The sequence below is a fragment of the Oenococcus oeni DSM 20252 = AWRIB129 genome (assembly GCF_000372485.1).
Lineage (GTDB): Bacteria > Bacillota > Bacilli > Lactobacillales > Lactobacillaceae > Oenococcus > Oenococcus oeni.
On record NZ_AQVA01000016.1, the window covers coordinates 1 to 16,670 of the forward strand.

At 38.1% G+C, this 16,670-nt stretch carries 12 protein-coding genes and 5 pseudogenes; 8 read left to right on the forward strand and 9 right to left on the reverse strand.

All coding sequences use genetic code 11. The features are described 5' to 3' along the window. Positions 1-44: 44 nt before the first annotated feature. Genes A3G9_RS0108765 through A3G9_RS0108775 form a run of 3 tightly spaced genes read right to left on the reverse strand, consistent with a single transcriptional unit; the run spans position 45 to position 2,138 of the window. A complete protein-coding gene (locus A3G9_RS0108765) occupies positions 45-368 on the reverse strand; it encodes a PTS sugar transporter subunit IIA (protein WP_002821183.1) in 324 nt (107 codons plus the stop codon). A 1-nt stretch (position 369) separates the two neighbouring features. After that, positions 370-678, reverse strand: a complete 309-nt coding sequence (locus tag A3G9_RS0108770) for a PTS sugar transporter subunit IIB (protein ID WP_002820084.1) — start codon at positions 676-678, stop codon at positions 370-372. Positions 679-695: 17 nt separating this feature from the next. Continuing rightward, positions 696-2,138 carry a 6-phospho-beta-glucosidase gene (locus tag A3G9_RS0108775; RefSeq protein WP_002816931.1) on the reverse strand — a complete coding sequence of 481 codons (1,443 nt, stop codon included), beginning with the start codon at positions 2,136-2,138 and terminating at the stop codon, positions 696-698. A 255-nt stretch (positions 2,139-2,393) separates the two neighbouring features. Between A3G9_RS0108775 and A3G9_RS0108780 the strand changes: the two genes are divergently transcribed. From A3G9_RS0108780 to A3G9_RS01000000109695, 8 genes and pseudogenes are all read left to right on the forward strand, one after another. Beyond that, positions 2,394-3,122, forward strand: coding sequence for a MurR/RpiR family transcriptional regulator (locus tag A3G9_RS0108780; protein WP_002821413.1), 729 nt, complete (start codon positions 2,394-2,396; stop codon positions 3,120-3,122). A gap of 95 nt (positions 3,123-3,217) precedes the next feature. Then, complete coding sequence (locus tag A3G9_RS0108785) at positions 3,218-4,306, forward strand: GntR family transcriptional regulator (protein ID WP_002821414.1); 1,089 nt, start codon at positions 3,218-3,220, stop codon at positions 4,304-4,306. 224 nt (positions 4,307-4,530) lie between these two features. After that, a pseudogene (locus A3G9_RS01000000109680) lies at positions 4,531-6,128 on the forward strand (xylulokinase). Further along, a pseudogene (locus A3G9_RS01000000109685) lies at positions 6,128-6,856 on the forward strand (L-ribulose-5-phosphate 4-epimerase). The pseudogenes A3G9_RS01000000109680 and A3G9_RS01000000109685 overlap by 1 nt, the downstream one beginning before the upstream one ends. 32 nt (positions 6,857-6,888) lie before the next feature. Continuing rightward, the gene (gene araA, locus A3G9_RS0108800; protein WP_002821415.1) at positions 6,889-8,313 is read left to right on the forward strand and encodes an L-arabinose isomerase; all 1,425 of its coding nucleotides are present in this window, start codon (positions 6,889-6,891) and stop codon (positions 8,311-8,313) included. Between the two features lie 52 nt (positions 8,314-8,365). Continuing rightward, positions 8,366-9,734 (forward strand): annotated as a pseudogene (locus A3G9_RS0108810) (sugar porter family MFS transporter). 140 nt (positions 9,735-9,874) lie between these two features. Next, a complete protein-coding gene (locus A3G9_RS1000000110040) occupies positions 9,875-10,417 on the forward strand; it encodes an aldose epimerase family protein (protein ID WP_018025308.1) in 543 nt (180 codons plus the stop codon). After that, positions 10,357-11,256 (forward strand): annotated as a pseudogene (locus A3G9_RS01000000109695) (DNA topoisomerase); the annotation flags it as partial. The gene A3G9_RS1000000110040 and the pseudogene A3G9_RS01000000109695, both read left to right, overlap by 61 nt. Here the strand turns inward: A3G9_RS01000000109695 and A3G9_RS1000000110710 are convergent. The 6 genes and pseudogenes from A3G9_RS1000000110710 to A3G9_RS1000000110050 all read right to left on the reverse strand — a co-directional run. Then, a pseudogene (locus tag A3G9_RS1000000110710) lies at positions 11,237-11,410 on the reverse strand (hypothetical protein); the annotation flags it as partial. The pseudogenes A3G9_RS01000000109695 and A3G9_RS1000000110710 overlap by 20 nt on opposite strands. Before the next feature lie 12 nt (positions 11,411-11,422). After that, entirely contained in the window at positions 11,423-11,677 is a 255-nt protein-coding gene (locus tag A3G9_RS0108820) for a hypothetical protein (RefSeq protein ID WP_002821419.1), read from the reverse strand. An 81-nt stretch (positions 11,678-11,758) separates the two neighbouring features. Next, positions 11,759-13,198: a glycoside hydrolase family 1 protein gene (locus A3G9_RS0108825; protein ID WP_002821420.1), complete on the reverse strand. Its 1,440-nt coding sequence runs from the start codon at positions 13,196-13,198 to the stop codon at positions 11,759-11,761. A 14-nt stretch (positions 13,199-13,212) separates the two neighbouring features. Then, complete coding sequence (locus A3G9_RS0108830) at positions 13,213-15,102, reverse strand: beta-glucoside-specific PTS transporter subunit IIABC (protein WP_002821421.1); 1,890 nt, start codon at positions 15,100-15,102, stop codon at positions 13,213-13,215. Between the two features lie 147 nt (positions 15,103-15,249). Then, a complete protein-coding gene (gene licT, locus A3G9_RS0108835) occupies positions 15,250-16,092 on the reverse strand; it encodes a BglG family transcription antiterminator LicT (RefSeq protein WP_002821423.1) in 843 nt (280 codons plus the stop codon). 257 nt (positions 16,093-16,349) lie between these two features. Continuing rightward, a partial coding sequence (locus tag A3G9_RS1000000110050) for an IS30 family transposase (RefSeq protein WP_018025264.1) occupies positions 16,350-16,670 on the reverse strand: 321 nt, incomplete at its 5' end.

Consider the following 16,670-nt stretch of genomic DNA (forward strand, 5'->3'; position numbering starts at 1 on the left):
TTTTTATCAATTCATTTTATTTCAATCTGTATATCTGCTCGTTATCATTTATCCTCGATCCTTTTATACAGCTCAACTATCTCACCGGCCAGATCACGAAAGGTAATCGCGGTCATGACATGGTCCTGGGCATGGACCATTAACAGACTCATTTGGGCGTGTTCTCCGTTTGCTTCTTTAGTCAACATATCAGTCTGGGCGTTATGGGCCTGGGCTAGAAAACGATCGGCTTCTGTTAGTTTTAGTTCGGCTTCTTTGAAGTCTTTTTCTTTTGCGGCCTTAATGGCTAAGAAGGATGCTCCTTTGGCATTGCCGCCGGCGATGATCAGGCTCATGATGACCTTTTGGTTTTCAATCTCTTCACTCATCTTAGCCGATCTCTTTTAAAGCCTGGTTTAAAACTTTTTCTCCGTTCATCAGCCCATAGTCCTGCATGTTAATTACTTCAACTGGGATTTTGACCTTTTCTTTAAACTGGGAGAGCATATAGCTGACCTGGGGTCCGAGCATTAAAATATCCGGCTGTTCGCTTTCTAGTTTGTTATCGGCATCGGAAGCAGCCGTGGCAAAGATATCAACATCTTCTCCCTGCTCTTTAGCCGCCTTTTGCATCTTGCTTACCAGTAGGCTGGTCGACATCCCGGCCGCACAAACCAACATTACTTTTTTCTCTGCCATTATTGTTCCTTTCACTATTAATCTAATTGACTGCCGTTTGACTGAATAACCTGTTGATACCAGAAAAAGGAATCCTTTTTCAGTCTTTTTAAGCTGCCTTTGCCCTGGTCGTCTTTATCGACATAGATAAAACCGTACCTTTTGGACATCTGTCCGGTTCCGGCGGAAACCAGATCGATACAACCCCAGGGCGTATAACCAATGACCTTAACCCCGTCTTCTTGAACCGCATCGATCATTGCCTGGATATGAGCTTTTAGATAAGCGATTCGATAAGGGTCATGGATCTGTTGGCTATTTTCGACTTTGTCATAGGCTCCCAGACCGTTTTCAACAATGAACAAGGGCTTGTGATAGTGGTCGGCCAGCCAGTTTAAAGAATACCTAAGTCCCAACGGATCGATCGGCCATCCCCAATCGCTTTTTTCAACATTTGGATTATCAACGGTCAGTTCCGGACCGATGAAATGAAAGCCCGGGTTGCTTTCTTTTGATTGAACGGTCATTGAATTGTAATAACTCAATCCAATATAGTCGACAGTTCCTTCTTTTAATACTATTCGGTCCTCGCTCGTGATATCCGGGCGAAAATTGTTTTGTTTCAAAAATACTTCCATGTTTTCCGGATATTTTCCCAGAGCGTGAATGTCGGAAAACCAGTAGCGCCTTTGCATTGCTTTTTCTGCTTGAAAGATATCAGCTGGTTTTGAGGAAGCCGGGTAAACAGGCGTCATGTTGATCATGCAGCCGATCTGAAAATTAGGATTAATACTGTGGCCAAGCTTGACGGCTAGAGCACTGGCAACCAATTCGTAATGAGCCGCCTGATACATTAAGCTTTCCGCATCACTTTGATCATTTTTTAATATCAAACCGGAATTAGTAGCCATTAAGAAGCGATTTGTATAATCGGTTTGGTTGTCGATCTCATTAAAAGTCATCCAGTAGCTAACTTTGTCTTTATAACGTTTAAAGACCGTCTTGGCAAAGCGAACAAAGAAATCGATTAGTTTTCGGTTACGCCAGCCGCCGTAGGCTTTAACCAAATGATAGGGCATTTCAAAATGTGAGAGGGTAATGACCGGTTCGATACCGTACTTGTGGCATTCATCAAATAGCTGGTCGTAAAACTTCAAGCCGGCTTCGTTGGGTTGCTCTTCGTCTCCATTGGGAAAGATCCTCGTCCAGGCAATCGAGGTTCGAAAACATTTAAAACCCATCTCGGCGAATAACTTGATATCTTCTTTATAGCGATGATAAAAGTCGATGGCCTCGTGATTGGGGTAATACTTGCCTTTAACAATTCCATCGGTAATCTCCCGTGCTTTTCCATTGGCTCCGGCAGTCATAATGTCGGCTACACTGAGGCCTTTGTTGTCTTGGTCCCAGCCGCCCTCTAATTGATTGGCCGCTACGGCGCCTCCCCACAAAAAATTTTTCGGCAAAAAAAGTTTATTCAATATATATCTCCTCTTTTGAAATTAATAAATTACAAATTTTATGAAGATAACCCAAGTATTTCCTTTCCCACCTCTTTTCTCCCATGGGCCGAGATCCTCTCCCTTTCATTGAACATTATATAATAAAATCGCTAACATTAATTTGTTTAAGCCAAAGATGATTTAGGGTGCATTATTGTAACTTGTTCCAAAATTAAAATTATGTAACAATTTAATTGTTTTTTAGTTTAATTGATGTCTCATTAAGAGAGCTTTATGTCACAAAGAAATATTTTTAATTTCACATCGACAGAAACAGATATCTACGATTTTTTGATGTCGCATAAAGATGAAGTCATCAAATCAAATCTTCGTAATCTAGCGAAAACGATTCACGTTTCTCCTGCTTCTGTTCTAAGATGCATTAAAAAAATGGGTTTTAATAGTTTTTATGAACTAAAATTTGATTTTAGAAACAAATTACAAGCAATTCAGGTGTATGGCCAGAGCGATCATTTAATCGATATTTCACGGGATTTTTTTAATCGTCCTTTATTGGATCAATATCAAAACACAATTACGGATATAAAAAATGTAATTGAAAACAGCAAAATGGTCTTCTTTTTCGGAATTGGAACTTCAGGAATATTGGCAGAATATGGATCGCGCCAATTTGCTAATTTTGGAATAAATTCTTTTTACAATAAGGATCCATACTATCCTTTTCAGTTAATTGAAAAGGATATTAGTTCCACAGTTATGGTTGTGCTTTCGGTTAGCGGTGAAACACATGAGGTTATCAAGCAGATTACTAGTTTAAAGAATTTAAAGTGCAAAATAATCAGTATCACTAATACAAGCTATAGTATGGTTGCAAAACTTTCTGATATTAATCTTTCTTATAATATCGGTGAGGAAGTATTTCCTGATGAGATAAACGCAACATCGCAGATCCCGGTAATTTTTTTGCTTGAACTTCTAGCGAGAGAATTGAAGAAAAAGTAAGTTGCTTTTTCTTCAATTCTTTTTAAACCCATTTCAACAGCGTTTAAATCGAAATGTAATTAGTATTTCCAACAGGTTGTAGAATAATAATTAATATGCCGGCTAATAAAGCAAAGTACAAAATAATCAAACAGCAGGTCAAGAATAATATTCTGTCTGCGCGATACAAAATTGGTGACAGATTGCCAACGGAATCTGATTTTATGGCGGAATTCGATGTCAGTCGTTTTACTATTAGACGTGCAATCGATGAATTGGTTAACGAAAATTTTGTTCGCCGCGTTCAGGGTAATGGAATGTATATTAAAGATTGGCACAAAGTAAACAAGGCTGATGAAGACTTAAGAACAATTGCCGTTATCACCACACATGTTGCTGATTATATTTTTCCAAATATTATTAATGCTATTGATAAAGTTATTTCTGATGCCGGATATTCATTAATTTTGGCTAATACGCATAATGATCCCAAGCGTGAAAGAGATAACCTATTGAGATTGTTGAAACTAAAACCATCGGCTTGGATAATCGAGCCAACTCAAAGTGCTGTCAATCGAGAAAATCTCGATCTTTATCAACAAATAAAAAAACTTGATGTACCGGCTGTTTTTATCAATTCAAGTTATCCCGGAATCGGTTTTCCTTGTTTGAAAACAGACGGTAGAGGAAGCCTTTCTGAATTAACCAATTATCTTTTTTCAATTGGTCATCGGCGTATTATGGGCGTTTTTCAAATTGATGATATTCAAGGTGTTGAACGAATGAAAGGTTTTGCGGACGCTTATCTAGGACATCCTTATTTTTCTGATCGACAAACAACTATCATGTATAAATCAACAGATGATTACGACGAAATTTTTACTCGGATTACTAATTTTTACAAAAATCAAACTGTTGATAAGCCCGACGCAATTATTTGTTACAATGACCAACTCGCAATAGCTTTAATCGATAATCTTAAAGAACAGGGATGGAAAATACCGGAAGATATCTCAATTATTGGTTTTGACGATTACAATATCAGCCGTTATATAACACCAACTTTAACAACCTTATCGCATCCTAAGTCTCAAATGGGGAGGGATGCCGGTAAGATGATTCTTAATTTAATCGATAATAAAGCAGTGAAATCGATTACCTATTATCCGGAATTAGTTTTGAGAAAATCAGTTATGCCAATTTAATAATTTATTTAAACGGTTTTATTAACCGTTTTTTATTTTTACAAAAAATTCATACGTAAAACTAAATTAAGTAATTGATTTATATGTACGAATGTTTTATCATTTCTTGTGTAAGCACTTACAAGAATATGTTAAAAAGTGCTTACAAAAAAATCTGCTCTAAATATTTTTTTATTTAGTCAAGCGTTTAGACTTCAGATTCTTATTAAAAAAGGAGGCGGATTGTGAGCCGATTAGATAGTTTAAAGCAAGGACAGACAGCTCTTGGCGTTGAGTTTGGCTCAACCCGGATTAAATCTGTATTAATTGATGCAAATAACTTTGAGGTTTTGGCCTCCGGCAGCTTTGAATGGGATAACCAATTAGTTAATGGTATTTGGACTTATTCCTTGGATGATGTTTGGAAAGGGCTTCAAGCCAGTTATACCGATTTAAAAGCCGAAGTTAAAGATAAGTATGATTTTAAGCTTTCTAAAATTGGTCAGATCGGAATTTCGGCTATGATGCATGGCTATTTGGTTTTTGATCAAGCAGACAAACAACTGGCGGAATTTAGAACCTGGCGTAATGCGATTACCGAACAAGCTGCTGGAGAGTTGTCGAAACTATTTAATTTCAACATTCCACAACGCTGGTGTATTGCTCATCTTTATCAGGCAATTCTAAATCAAGAAAAAAGTGTTTCTCAAATTGATTTTATGACGACGTTAGCTGGATATGTCCACTGGCGATTGATCGGCAAGAAAGTTACCGGAATTGGGGACGCTTCTGGGATTTTCCCTATTGATTCAAACAGCAAAGATTATGATCAAAAAAGCTTGATCAATTTTCTGATTTGGATGGAGTTGAAAAACAGCCTTGGGATATTAAACGGATTCTTCCCAAAGTTCTTTTGGCTGGACAAAATGCCGGTCAGTTGACCAAGGAAGGCAGCTTATTAATCGATCCAAGTGGCGATTTACAAGATGGCTCTGTTTTCTGTCCTCCAGAGGGCGATGCTGAGACCGGGATGGTTGCGACTAATTCGGTTAATCAGCGCAGTGGCAATGTTTCAGCCGGAACTTCCATTTTTTCAATGGTTGTGCTCGAACATCCTTTAAAAAAGGTTTATCCGGAAGTTGATGTTGTTTCAACGCCAACCGGCGATGATGTCGCGATGATTCATGCCAATAACGCAACTTCCGATATTAATGCCTGGATGCATTTATTTGAAGAGTTTTTGGTATTGGCCGGGAAAAAGCTCGATAAGGAGACAGTTTTCAGGTCTTTGTTTTTCAGTGCTCTAACAGATGCCGATGCCGATGCCGGCAATCTCTTGACTTATGGCTATTATTCCGGTGAGAACATTACCGGGCTTAAAGAGGGTCGTCCCTTATTAGTCCGCAGTCCTGAGAGTAAGTTTACGATTGCAAATCTGATGCGGGCACAAATTCTTTCGGTCTTTGGCGCTTTGAAAATCGGAATGGATATTCTCAAAAAAGAAGAGGTTAAAATCGATCGTTTAACTGGTCATGGTGGCTTGTTTAAAACACCCAGAGTAGCTCAGCAGATTTTGGCCGATGTTTTGGAAACACCGATTTCAGTAACTGAGAATGCGGCTGAAGGCGGCGCTTGGGGAATTGCGATTCTGGCTGCCTATGTCGATAAGGCTTCAGAGCTTTCCCTGGCGGAGTATTTGAAGAGCAAAGTCTTCTCGGCTTCTTCGACAATTACGATTGAACCTAATTATGATGACCTTCCTGGGACCCATAAATTTATGGATCGTTATCAAAAGGGTTTGGATATTGAACAAGCTGCAATAGAACATACGGAGGTTGATTGATGCTTGAAGATTTAAAAGAGAAAGTTTACGAAGCCAATATGTTGTTACCCAAGTATGATCTGGTCACTTTTACCTGGGGCAATGTCAGCCAAATTGATCGGGAATCAGGTTTATTTGTTATCAAACCATCCGGTGTCGATTATGACAAGCTAAGTCCAAAAGATATGGTTGTTGTTAATTTGAAAGGTCAGGTTGTAGAAGGAGATTTGAACCCCTCTTCCGATACACCTACTCACGCTTATTTGTATAGTGCTTTTCCTGAAATTGGTGGTATTGTGCATACTCATAGTCCATGGGCTGTCTCTTTTGCTTAGGCTGGTATGAGTATTCCGGCTCTTGGTACAACTCATGCTGACACTTTTTATGGTCCGGTGCCAGTAACACCTGCTTTAACTAAAGAAGAAATCGAAAATGATTATGAATTAAATACCGGTAAGGTAATCGAACGTAAATTTAAGAATGACAAGATTGATCCAATGGCAGTACCAGCCGTCTTGGTTCGCCAGCACGGTCCATTTTCCTGGGGGAAAGACGCTGCTGAAGCAGTTCATAATGCCAAAATACTCGAAGTCGTTGCCGAAATGGACTATCATTCTCTGACACTTACAAACGATGACATCAACGTTCCTCAGTTTCTTTTAGACAAGCATTATTACCGTAAGCATGGAACAAATGCCTATTATGGGCAAAATAATGCTAAATCAACCGGTCACGCTCCAAGAGCGTGAAGTTTTATCAATGATTAAGAAGGAAAAAATAAATGTTAAAAACTAATGATTATAAATTTTGGTTTGTTACCGGTTCACAATTTTTGTACGGTCCGGAACAATTACAGCACGTTGAAGATGATGCACGCGATATTGTTGAAAAATTAAATAATTCGGGTAAACTACCATATCCAATTGAATTCAAATTAGTGGCTACCACGGCCGATAATATTACCAAATTTATGAAGGATGCTAATTATGATGACTCTGTCGCTGGGGTAATTACTTGGATGCACACTTTTTCGCCCGCTAAGAACTGGATTCGTGGGACTGAATTGTTGCAGAAACCTTTGCTACATTTGGCAACCCAATATTTGGATCATATTCCGTATGACACGATTGATTTCGATTATATGAATTTGAATCAATCAGCTCATGGCGATCGTGAATATGCGTTTATCAATGCCCGTCTGCGCTTGCATAATAAGATTATTTTTGGACACTGGGCCGATGAAGGCATCCAAAAACAGATTTCTAAATGGATGGATACTGCGGTTGCTTATAACGAGAGCTACAAGATCAAGGTTGTAACATTTGCAGATAAAATGCGCAATGTTGCAGTCACTGATGGTGATAAAATCGAAGCTCAAATTCAATTGGGATGGACAGTCGATTATTGGGGCGTTGGCGATTTGGTTGAATATGTCAATGCTGTTGATGAAACAAAAATTAACAAAGTTTATGCAGAATTGCAGGATAAATACAATTTTATTTCTGGAGACAATTCACCTGAAAAATTTGAACATAATGTTAAATATCAAATTCGTGAATATCTTGCAATTAAAAAGTTCATGGATGAAAAAGGCTATTCTGCTTTTACCACCAATTTCGAAGATTTGGTTGGTTTGGAACAATTGCCAGGTTTGGCTGTTCAAATGTTGATGGCCGAAGGATACGGATTTGCTGGTGAAGGTGATTGGAAGACGGCTCCTCTTGATCGTTTTCTCAAAATTTTGAGTCATAATGAAGCCACCGCTTTTATGGAAGATTATACCTTGGATTTCCGTTCTGGACATCAGGCAATCCTAGGTTCGCATATGTTGGAAGTCGACCCAACAATCGCTTCCGATAAACCACGTGTTGAAGTTCATCCGCTTGATATTGGTGGAAAAGCTGATCCAGCCCGTTTGGTATTCACTGGTCGTAGTGGGGATGCTGTAGATGTTACTCTAGCTGATTTTGGTGATAAGTTCAAACTAATCAGTTATGACGTAACAGGTAATAAACCTGAGAAAGAGACACCACATTTGCCGGTTGCTAAGCAACTTTGGACACCGAAGGTTGGTTTAAAGAATGGTGCCGAGGCTTGGCTAACTGCTGGTGGTGGCCATCATACTGTTTTGACTTTCGCTGTTGACAGCGAACAACTGACTGACTTAAGTAGAATGTTCGATTTGACCTATATAAATATTAAATAGATTTTTTCTTTATTTTATTCCCGCAAATTAAAAGTTAAGAAAGGATTGGGTCATGAATGAAGAAAAAATTTCAAGTCGTTTTATCTATTTCTTTGGAGCGTTCGGAGGCATTTTATTTGGTTACGATATCGGTGTGATGACCGGTGCTTTACCATTCTTGGAAAAGGACTGGAATTTATACAATAGTGCCGGTATCGTTGGCTGGATTACCTCGGGTCATGTTTGGAGCCATTTTCGGAGGAGCCTTGGCAGGACAATTGGCTGATCGTTTGGGTCGCCGGAAAATGATTCTAATTTCCGCAATAATTTTTGCAGTATTTTCAGTACTATCTGCAATTGCTCCTAATAATGGTTCTTACTACCTTATTATTATGAGAATTTTTTTGGGTCTGGCAGTTGGAGCCGCCTCTGCTTTGGTTCCGGCATATATTTCTGAATTAGCGCCTGCGGCAATTCGCGGTAGGCTCTCTGGACTGAATCAAACAATGATTGTTTCTGGTATGCTGATTTCTTATATCGTCGACTATATTCTTAAAGGGCTTCCAAATCAGATTGCATGGCGTCTAATGCTTGGATTCGCTTGCATACCTGCGATCATTCTTTATTTAGGAGTTATGAAGTTACCAGAATCTCCTCGTTATTTGATTAAGAATGGCCGCCCTGATGAAGCCCGAAAAGTTATGAGTTATGTTCGTTCTTCTGAAGGAGAAATTAATAACGAAATTAATCAGATCAAAGAAACCGCTCATAAAGAGCAAGAAGCTCAAAAGACATCATGGAGCGCATTGTTCAGTGGAAAGTATCGTTACTTAGTAATTGCTGGCGTTGGTGTTGCAGCCTTTCAACAATTTCAGGGTGCTAACGCGATTTTCTATTACATCCCGTTGATTGTTCAAAAAGCAACCGGTCAGGCAGCTACTTCCGCATTAATGTGGCCTATTATACAAGGAGTTATTTTAGTTATCGGTTCGCTTGTATTTATGTGGATTGCTGAAAAATTCAATCGTCGTACATTACTAATGTTTGCTGGTACGATTATGGGATTATCTTTCATTTTGCCTGCAATCATCAGGTGGATAGATCCTCATGCAAGCCAAATGATGATCGTTGTTTTCCTCTGTTTATATGTAGCCTTTTATTCGGCAACTTGGGCTCCATTGACCTGGGTATTGGTCGGTGAAATATTCCCATTAGCCATTCGTGGTAGGGCAGCCGGCTTGGCTTCTTCTTTTAATTGGATTGGATCTTGGGCAGTTGGACTTTTATTCCCAATTATGACGGCTTCCATGTCTCAAGAAGTAGTTTTTGCGATTTTTGGAGTCATCTGTTTATTTGGTGCTTTGTTCGTTAAGACTTGTGTCCCCGAAACTCGTGGCCATTCATTGGAAGAAATAGAATCAAGATATTCTAAAGCAAAATAAGATTATACAGTTCAAATATTCATGTTATTCCGTATAAATTGATTTTATTGTTTATACGGTTTTTGTAGGCGGGCTTCATCCACCAAGGAAGCCTGCCTACTTCCCCTTGTTCTATTTCAATCATTCAAAGGAGTTCACTAATGCGTACACTAGAAACAGATTTCGGCCAATACAAAAAACAAAGAGTCGTCAAATATACTTTAGAGAACCAGTCCGGCACCAGGATCAGTGTTTTAAACTTCGCCGGTATCTGGCAGGAGTTTTCGGTTTTAGAAAAAGGCCAAAGAAGACAACTATTGTTACAGGGCGACAGGATTAAAGACTATATAAATAACGACTTGTATTTAAACCGGGTGATTGCCCGCACGGCCGGCAGAATCGATCAGGCTCGTTTTGTTTTAAAGCAAAAGCTGATCCAAACGCTGCCAAACGAAGAGGCTAATTCCCTGCATGGCGGTCCAAAAGGTTTTGCTCAGCAGTTCTTTAACGTAACCGTCAATCAAGAGCAGGGACAGATTATCTTAAAAAAGACTTTAAGCGAAACGGATGATTCCTTTCCTGGTACTTTAGAATTAACAGTCAGCTATACTCAATTGGTCGCGTGCAGACGCCAACCTTGTATATGGTCTATCAAAGAGACCAGGCAATCAAAAACTTTAAGCCGGAGCCCTATTTTGAACTAAATGCTGAAATTCTTGCTAATCAGCAAAAATTCGTCGCAAAATTAGACCCCTATCAGCGATTTAAAGACGAAGCAGGGCTAATGACATTCATGCGAGCTAAACACGTTCATAAAGGCTCGCAGGACGGTTTAATCAAGGACGTCCAAAAACAAGGCAAAAAGCGTGCTAGTCCCCAACTATTCTCACTATCCAGTCTCCAAAGTGCCATGAATAAACGTTATCACGCCAGTGCCATCCAAACCTTAGCGGCCATTCAAAGTTTATATGAAGCCAAGTTGCTGAGTTATCCCCGAACGGATTGTGCTTATATCACTGATGAAGAATTTGATTATTTAGTGGCTAATCTGACGAAGTATCTGGGTTTGGTCTCTAAGCCAGTCGCTTTAACCAATACCACTCCGAACAAACGCTATGTTGATGGGAAAAAAGTTGAAGAACACTATGCCATTATTATGACTAAAGTCGTGCCGACGAAAGAGAAACTAGCCAGCTTGCCTAAATTACAGCAACAAGTCTATGACCTGGTTTTAAGGACGACGTTAGCGATGTTTGCTGACCCGTACGAGTACGAAGAAACCACCATTATCACCCAAGTTGGTGACGCCAATTTTAAAGCAACCGGTAAGGTCCCAACTAAGCAAGGTTGGCAAGCTTTATTTGATGATCACAAAACCGACCAGCAAGAGGCAGCCACCCTACCGATCGTTCACCAAGGCGACCAAGTTCCAGCGAATCTGCAAACACCGCAAAAAGAAACGACACCACCGGTGCCCTTTACCGAAGGTACCTTAATTACGGCAATGAAGACGGCCGGTAAAACACTTGATGATGAAGCAGCCATTGACGGTACAATAAGAGCTCTGTTTGAACAGGCTTAAGGTACAAGGTATTAGGTTTACCAGTTTTTCGGTCATGAATAAACGCATTTTGTTTAATAGCATCTAGCAATTTACTACCAATACTATATCCTTGATATTTAGGATCTACCGCAATCGTAAAAATTATTTAATTGCCTCCTTCGGACAAATTATCCGGGGTCTTTTCATACATCCAATCTTCAACGTATTTTTCTTTTATCGCTGGTCCTACAACAAAACCCGCTACTTGATCATCAATTCTGGCAACTAGAAAAGTAGTCGACAATTTATTAATTCGATCCTGATATTGTTCTTTAGTTCCTGCTTCTTCAACTGTGAAACCTAAACGTTCAATCCTTAGAATCTCTGATAAATCTGCTTGTGTTGCATTAGTTATTTCCATTTAAAAGCCTCATCTCTTGTATAGTTTGATTATATTAATCCAAAAACAAAAGTCGCCCTAAAAAGGACGACTTTTGTTTTTTTATAATTCTTTACCATTAGTAGCAATAACGTTTTTGTACCAATTAAATGAAGCTTTCTTATATCTATTAAGTGTTCCGTGGCCTTCATCATCTAAGTCAACATAGATAAATCCATAACGTTTACTCATTTGACCTGTTGAAGCACTGACTAAATCAATGCATCCCCAAGGTGTGTAACCCATTACATCAACGCCATCTTCAACAGCTCCACCGATGGCTTCAATGTGTTTACGCAAATAATCAATACGATAATCATCTTGAACAAAATTATTTTTATCAGGTTTATCAATCGCGCCTAATCCATTTTCTACAACAAAGACAGGCTTTTGATAACGGTTATATAGTTCATTCAAGGCAATTCTAAGACCAGTTGGGTCAATCTGCCAGCCCCAATCTGAAGCCTCAAGGAATGGATTTTTTACACCGCCAACAAGGTTCCCTTTGGCTGTTGCTAACTTCTTGTCAGTAACATTAACAGCTGTTGACATGTAGTAAGAGAATCCAATGTAATCTACCGGATTTTCTTTCAAAACCTTCAAGTCAGCATCAGTAACCTCAAGATCTTTAAAACTGAATCCATAACGATTCATGACTGATTCTGTATAAGCTGGATAAGTACCACGTACTTGAACATCTCCACAGAAATGATTAAAGGTTTGATTTTCTTTCAATGCAGCTAATTGGTTAACAGGATTAGCATCATACGCATAGGTCGTAGCGTAAAGTAACATGCATCCAATCATAATATCTGGTCTAATTTCATGGGCAATTTTAACTGCCTTAGCACCAGCAACAAATTGATTATGCCATGCTTGATAAATATTTTGCATGTCATCTGCACCATTAGATTTGACCAAACCCTGGCCCATAACTGGGAAATGAAGTGCTGAATTTATTTCGTTGAATGTCATCCAATATTTAACACTCTTGGCATAACGATGTAGAACAACCGAAGCATATCTTTCATAAAAATCAATCAACTTACGATTCTTCCAACCACCATAATTTTTAACTAAATTCAATGGCATTTCATAATGACTAATTGTAAGCACTGGTTGAATATCATATTTCAAACATTCAGCAATCACATTATCATAAAACTTCAACCCTGCTTCATTGGGTTCTTTATCGTCTCCATTTGGAAAAATTCTACTCCAAGCAATTGAGAAGCGATAACACTTAAATCCCATTTCAGCAAAAAGTTTAATATCTTCCTTGTAACGGTGATAATGATCGATTCCTTCATGATTTGGATAACGATACTTATTTTTATCGATAGTCCAATCAAAATCAGGTTGGTTTACAATTTCAAAACGCTTGGGTCCACCTGGTAAAACATCGGCAATTGATAATCCCTTGCCATCTTCATCATAGGCACCCTCAAGTTGATTAGCAGCAGTGGCTCCACCCCATAAAAAATTCTTTGGAAATTCAGTCATAATAATTCTCCTTTTTAAACGACGTAGAATGAAACAGTCCCATTATCAACAGTTGTTTTTTCATTTGGAACAATTTCAACAAAATCCTTAGTATTTGTAACAATAAGTGGTGTTACTGTTTCATAGCCGGCCTTTTTAATCTTATCCAAGTCAGCATTAACTAGTAAATCACCCTTCTTAACTCTTTGATTTGCCTTAACTTTAACATCATAAGGTTCACCTTTAAGCTCAACAGTATCCAATCCAATATGCATTAATAATTCAATACCACTATCACTCTTTAAACCAATAGCGTGTTTTGTAGGGAAGACAGTTTCAACAACACCATCAAATGGTGCATAAAACTTACCATCTTCTGGAATAACTGCTACTCCGTCACCTAACATTTTTTGAGCAAAGGTTGGATCATTTACACTATCCAAATTAATCATTTCGCCTTTAACGGGACTGAAAACTTTTTTAGTATCTTTTGCACCTGACTCAATATTTGATTCTGGTGTATCAGGTGTCTTAGCATCATCAACTGCTAAAGCTGGTGTACCATCATCAAAACCAAAGACCAATGTCAAAACAAAGGTAATAACAAGTGAAGCAACTAAAACAATCAAAGCATAGATAAAGTTATTAGGTATAGCTTTATTTACAAATTGTGGAATAGCTAGAATTGATGGGACGGCGAAAGCAAATGCCTTTAGATTGACAATTCCCATGAATAAACCAGTAATAGCACCCGAAATCATTGAAGCATACAATGGTTTCTTATATTTCAATGTAACACCATATAAAGCAGGTTCGGTAACACCAGCCAGTAATGCAGAAACAGCAGCAGCTGAGGCAATTTGACGAGTATTCTTGTTCTTAGTCTTAACGGCAACAGCTAAACTAGCTGCACCTTGTCCAATATTAGCGGCAAGCATAGCAGGTAGAATCAAACTATCTGGTGAAGCAATTGAAGCGGCCAAAAAGATTGGTGAAAAGGCCCAGTGCATACCTGTCATAACAATCAGTGGCATAAAGGCTGCCATCAACGGCATTGCAAGCCATGCAGCGTGTTTTTGAATAAGTAATACGATTCCTGAAAGTAGTTCTCCGGCCCATGTTCCAATAGGTCCAATGATTACAAGTGAAACAACACCAACAATAAATATTTCAAGTAATGGTTTCAAAATACTCTTAAAACTAGATGGCACAACTTTTTCCAAGAAAGCCTCTAAATACTTCATAGCCCAAACAATTAGTAATATTGGAATAACAGAACTAGAATAACTAGCTGCTGTGACTGGTAGCCCCATCAAATGGATCGCCTTACCGGAATTTACCAATGTAATGAAATTAGGATGAATCAAAATGGCACCTGCAATAACTGCCATCATTTGATTGACCTTGTGATACTTAGAAGCAGTAATGGCTAATTCAATTGGCAAGAAGTAGAAAGGAGCATCGCCAAATACACTTAGAATAGTATATGTTTGACTCTTATCACTCATCCAACCAACTGTGGTTAATAAGATCAAAATAACTTTGATCATCCCACCACCGATAAGAGCGGGAATCAAAGGTGACATACATGATGAAATGAAACTAGTAAATTGATCGAAGAGATTTCCCTTCTCCTCTTTGGTATCAGTTTTATTGGAATCACCACTTTCATCGGTTGGAAAATCACCCAATTTAATAACTTGATCGTAGTAATCTGATACGGCATTACCAATAATTACTTGATATTGGCCATTTTGATGATTTATTCCCATAACACCAGGAATCTGTTTGACCTTTTCATCATCAACTTTACTTTCGTCCTTTAATCTAAATCTTAAACGTGTTACACAGTGAGTTAAATAATTAATGTTGGCTTCTCCACCAACTGTGTCATAGATCTGCTTGGCAGAATCCTTTATACTCATGATCACATCTCCTATATTTTTCAGGCAAATTCTTAATATAAGCGCTTTCTTTTATGCAATAAAAAAAGACCCAATCCGTTTTCCTTGTAGAAAACTAATTAGGTCATGCTCGTATTTACGATAACACCCTTTTATAATTTAAAAATTCTAAAGATTCTTTACTAATCTACTAATATGAACTGTTAAATACAACAATTCCGAACCCGCGATAGTAAAGTTATATTTTTCTGAGATATATTCTTTTATCTTTTTAGAACACTTATATGGTTCAGCATATCTATGTTCCAATGTTTCTAATAGATCATCGTCGTCTTCATCATCATAATGCTTACCTTGTAAGATTCTTTGTGCAAAGAATTTTAGATGAGTAATGAAACGATAATAATTAAGTGACTGCTCATCAAACTCGGTATGAAAATAATCTTTAACAATATCTTCGCACTCTTTGATTATTTTGGTAATCTCATATGCTTGATTCTGTTCTGAATTATCCTCACTTTCTGCATTAACAAAATGAATAGCGATAAAAGCAGCTTCATCATCAGCTAAATTAACTTTCTGAGATTCGTTGATTACCTCAACCGCTTTACTACCAACTGAAAATTCATCCGGATAGAAACGTGCTATGTCCCACTTCAATGGATTACTCAAGAATATTCCATCACGGGCACGCTTCACAGCCATATGAATATGATCTGTTAAATTAACATAAACAATCTCATTTAGCCTTTTACCAAGTTTCATCTTGGCAAGATTGATAATTCTTTCAGCAATTTCAATTTGATCCATTGGTACATCAATGACCAAATCGGTAAACTTATTCATTACTTCTTTATTCTTGAGAAATAAAGTTTTTTCTACTTTTGAAATCTCAACTGAGTCACCAGTTTTTTTCCCAAAGGCTATTCCTGGACCCATTACAAGAACATCAACGCCATCATGATTCTCTGCAATCGCTGCATTATTATTAAGTGTGCGTTTGATCTTCAAGTGGTCACCCCTATTCAAAAAAATAACTTAATAATCTCAAATATTTAGGAAATAAGTCATGCTCAATTAGTAAATCGATAACACCTTATTTATAATACCTATTATTTTATATTGCTAATGCTTACTAAATGTATTACACGCAATACTGAAAGTTATTGTAGTTATTAATGTATGCGTTGTCAACTAGAAAAATAATGGACCCATATCAAAAACAAATTTTATTTGCACTAAAAACTGGTTTATGGTAGATTGCAAATTTAATCCGAATTTTTGGACAAATTTGTCAGCATAACCCGATACGGTGTTTGCCAGTCGAGTATTTTAAGCGGTCGCTGGTTAATTTGGAGTAACGTCGTCGTTAAATCTTGAGCACTAATGTGCTCAAAACGAGTCCCTTTAGGATAAAAATAACGTAAATTCCGATTAAAGCGTTCATTACTACCACGTTCAGCTGGCGTATAAGCATGGCAGTAATAGGTCTTAATACCATATTGTGATTCAAGTGATACTAGCCCACTAAACTCAGTGCCACGGTCCACAGTAAAGCTGTGCACCGGACCATTAAAAGTGGTTAGGAA

Coding starts and splice junctions, on each gene's coding strand:
- A3G9_RS0108765 (WP_002821183.1), bottom strand. CDS start 368: ATGAGTGAAGAGATTGAAAACCAAAAGGTCATCATGAGCCTGATCATC.
- A3G9_RS0108825 (WP_002821420.1), bottom strand. CDS start 13,198: ATGACTGAATTTCCAAAGAATTTTTTATGGGGTGGAGCCACTGCTGCT.
- A3G9_RS0108780 (WP_002821413.1), top strand. CDS start 2,394: ATGTCACAAAGAAATATTTTTAATTTCACATCGACAGAAACAGATATC.
- A3G9_RS0108785 (WP_002821414.1), top strand. CDS start 3,218: ATGCCGGCTAATAAAGCAAAGTACAAAATAATCAAACAGCAGGTCAAG.
- A3G9_RS0108830 (WP_002821421.1), bottom strand. CDS start 15,102: ATGAGTATAAAGGATTCTGCCAAGCAGATCTATGACACAGTTGGTGGA.
- A3G9_RS0108770 (WP_002820084.1), bottom strand. CDS start 678: ATGGCAGAGAAAAAAGTAATGTTGGTTTGTGCGGCCGGGATGTCGACC.
- araA (WP_002821415.1), top strand. CDS start 6,889: ATGTTAAAAACTAATGATTATAAATTTTGGTTTGTTACCGGTTCACAA.
- A3G9_RS1000000110040 (WP_018025308.1), top strand. CDS start 9,875: ATGCGTACACTAGAAACAGATTTCGGCCAATACAAAAAACAAAGAGTC.
- A3G9_RS0108820 (WP_002821419.1), bottom strand. CDS start 11,677: ATGGAAATAACTAATGCAACACAAGCAGATTTATCAGAGATTCTAAGG.